Source organism: Geminicoccus flavidas (assembly GCF_009806515.1).
Lineage (GTDB): Bacteria > Pseudomonadota > Alphaproteobacteria > Geminicoccales > Geminicoccaceae > Geminicoccus > Geminicoccus flavidus.
Map to the genome: position 1 here is coordinate 1 of NZ_WUJP01000855.1, position 1,370 is coordinate 1,370.

Consider the following 1,370-nt stretch of genomic DNA (forward strand, 5'->3'; position numbering starts at 1 on the left):
GGAGGAGTTCACCCATCGGGCGGTGGCGGCCCTGATCGCCTCCGGTGCGGCCGATGCGGGCATGGGCGCCAGGGCCAGTGCGGAGCGCTTCGGCCTGGACTTCCTGCCGCTCGGCGAGGAAACCTATTTCCTGGCTGTCCACCATTCGGTCCCAGCTACGCTGGTAGGGCAGATCACGGAATCGGCCCGGGAGCGGGCGCGGCACAGCCTGGGCTATGCGCCTGCCGAGGAGCAGGCTGGACGGAGCCGATGATCAAGGAGAAGAGCCATCTGCTGGTCCGCCCCGATCCCGCGGACCGGCGGCTGACCCAGCAAGTCGTCGGCGTGAACGAGCGTGGCGAGCGGGTGGACACTCGCGTGCCGGTCGAGCGGGCGCTGACGCTCTACCTGAACGCCCAGGAGATCGTCACGATGATGACGATCAACGACTACCCGGAATATCTGGCGCTCGGCTATCTGCTCAACCAGAACATGCTGAAGCCCAAAGACCGGGTAACCGCGGTCGACTATGACGAGGACCTGGAGGTCGTGGTCGTCCGCACCGAGGCGCAGACCAATTTCGAGGACAAGCTGCGCAAGCGCACCCAGACCAGCGGCTGCGCGCAGGGCACGGCCTTCGGTGACCTGATGGAGGCGCTGGACGCGGTCGAACTGCCGAAGACCCGGCTCTGTACCTCCTGGCTCTACCGGCTGACCCACGCGATCAACACCACGCCGTCGCTCTACCTAGAGGCCGGCGCCATCCATGGCTGCGTGCTGGCGAGGGAGGACCGGCCGCTGATCTATATGGAGGATGTCGGCCGGCACAACGCGGTGGACAAGATCGCCGGCTGGATGTTCCGGCACGGCCAGAGCGGGGCGGACAAGATCTTCTACACGACCGGCCGGCTGACCTCGGAGATGGTGATCAAGACCGTGCGCATGGGCATCCCGATCCTGGTCTCGCGCTCCGGCTTCACTGCTTGGGGAGTGGAGCTGGCGCGGCGGACCGGCCTGACCCTGATCGGCCGGGCGCGCGGCAAGCGCTTCCTGGCGCTCTCGGGCGAGGACCGGATCCTGTTCGACCAGGATCTGGCCTATGTCGAGGAGCTCTCGGCCAAGGGCCGGCGCGGGGAGGGCGGCGATGACTGAAGCCGGGACACCACCGACCCTGGGGGTCATCCTGGCCGGCGGTCTGGCCCGGCGCATGGGTGGTGGCGACAAGCCGCTGGCCCTGCTGGGCGGCCGGTCGCTGCTGGACCATGTCATCGGGCGGCTGCGGCCGCAGTGCCGCGAGCTGATCCTGAACGCGAACGGCGACCCGGCGCGGTTCGCTGCGACCAGCCTGCCGGTGGTGCCGGACGATCTGCCGGGCTTTCCGGGGCCGCTCG

Annotated in this window: 3 protein-coding genes; all 3 read left to right on the top strand. The window is 68.7% G+C overall.

Annotated features, from left to right (window positions below; translation table 11 throughout):
* The coding region (locus EQG76_RS24550; RefSeq protein ID WP_321573506.1) for a substrate-binding domain-containing protein at positions 1-253 on the top strand (253 nt) is incomplete at its 5' end.
* Entirely contained in the window at positions 250-1,131 is an 882-nt protein-coding gene (locus tag EQG76_RS24555) for a formate dehydrogenase accessory sulfurtransferase FdhD (protein WP_159717231.1), read from the top strand. The genes EQG76_RS24550 and EQG76_RS24555, both read left to right, overlap by 4 nt.
* On the top strand, positions 1,124-1,370 hold a 247-nt coding region (locus tag EQG76_RS24560), incomplete at its 3' end, for an NTP transferase domain-containing protein (RefSeq protein ID WP_159717233.1). The genes EQG76_RS24555 and EQG76_RS24560, both read left to right, overlap by 8 nt.

Excerpts from the sequence above, each read along its gene's own strand:
- EQG76_RS24555 (WP_159717231.1), top strand. The coding sequence starts at position 250 with ATGATCAAGGAGAAGAGCCATCTGCTGGTCCGCCCCGATCCCGCGGAC.